Below are 1,571 nucleotides of genomic sequence, written 5' to 3' on the forward strand. Positions count from 1 at the left end.
GTGGTGGCATATGCGCCCCGTCTTTGGCGGGAAAGCGTAGTCCTCATGCCCCCCAGGCGCAATCACACGCAGAAATATCAGGGCTTAAGGCCGGGCGCTCGGTATCAGCCGGGAAAACCCGAAGCAGGAACAGCACGAGCAGGGCTGTTGCAAAGTCTTTTGATCTTGGATCGTTGCCGGTCAGGCGAGGCCGAGGAGATCGAGCGGTCGTCGGAAACAGTCATATGACATCTCGCGGAGGCTGGCCGCGATGTTCGTTTGGCCCACCGCTCGCATGTGGTTGATCGCGAAACTGCGCAGGGTCGCCATGTTGTCCGGCCCGTGTCCGGTGCGGATCTTGGAGGCGTCCTCGGCGAAGGTGGTGTCGCGCACGAAGTGCAGCCGGTTCTCGATCACCCACTGTGACCTGGCCAGATGCCCGATCCGCTGCGGGGATGCCTGCCGGGCACTGAGGTCAGTGAGCGCGTAGACGGTCTCGCGGCTGACTTTCCCGGATTTCAGGTCGGTGCGGTGGCGCAGAATGCGTGCTGCCTGCACTGCGTGCGGGAAGTCCAGGCCGAGGCCGCCCACGGTGAGGACGCGAGTCACCCGCGTCTCTTTGCGCCCGTGTCCCTCCTCGCGGTCGTAACGCCGCGCGGTGACCTTTCCCCACGGCAGCGACCGCAGCTGGTGATGCAGGCGGGGCTGGTTGGCCTTGACCACCAGCAGGTAGTGCGCCTGCTTCTCCTCCACCAGGAAACGGGCGTGCTCGCGCTGGGTGTGCAGCGCGTCGGCGGTCACCGTCACGCCGGCCAGGTCGAATGGTTCCAGCAGAGCGGCGAAGCAGGTGATCTCGTTCGTTTTGTCCGGGACCCGCAGTTGGGTGACGGTCAGTCCGGTGCCGGTCATCGCGGCCAGCAAGTGCGCGGCCGCTTTGGTGGTGGTGCGCGAGCCGCGGGCGGTCTTGCCGTCGACGGCCAGGGTGTCGGCTCCGGCGGGGTCGGCGCCGAGCAGGTCCGCGAGCCCGCCCGGGCAGACGGCGTTCAGGACGCGGCGGATGGTCGCCGCGCTCGGCGCGAGGCGGACGTTGAACACGGTCTCGGTACGGGCACCAAGACGGGCCAGGGCATCTTGCGGTGCCGCCCTGGCCCACTGGCCGATCGCCGCGAACGAGCGTGCCCCGCACAGCACGGCCGAGCAGGCGATCAGCAGCACGCTCACGAACGGGTGACGCTTCCCCCGCCGATGGCGCGGGTCAGCCAGCGTGGCCAGCCGCTCCGGCAGACGCACGAGCCCGCGGTGCTGACGCGAAGGCGACTTGATCAGACAGATGCTGGCAGACTGACGGCACATCGAAGCTCCTGTTGGCGCAGGCGACTTGGCAAGGTCACCCGCATCAACGGGAGCTTCGTTGCGTTCGTAGCGCCTCCGCCGGACACCGTCACACCGCCATGACCAGCGCACCTACGAGATCAAAACGACTTTGCAACAGCCCTGCAGCACGAGGTGCCTGGCAGATTGATGCCGTCGCTCTGGCCAGTTCTCGATGAACCCCTGGTCGGTCCCTCCTCCCACCTTTCATTGGTTCGGGC

General features: G+C 67.0%; 1 protein-coding gene. It reads right to left on the minus strand.

The features are described from left to right. Positions 1-180: 180 nt before the first annotated feature. Positions 181-1,332, minus strand: coding sequence for an ISAs1 family transposase (locus tag ABZ721_RS40905; RefSeq protein ID WP_358793920.1), 1,152 nt, complete (start codon positions 1,330-1,332; stop codon positions 181-183). Positions 1,333-1,571: the final 239 nt, after the last annotated feature.

The sequence above is a fragment of the Streptomyces sp. NPDC006733 genome (assembly GCF_040636125.1).
In the GTDB taxonomy this organism is placed as follows: Bacteria; Actinomycetota; Actinomycetes; order Streptomycetales; family Streptomycetaceae; genus Actinacidiphila.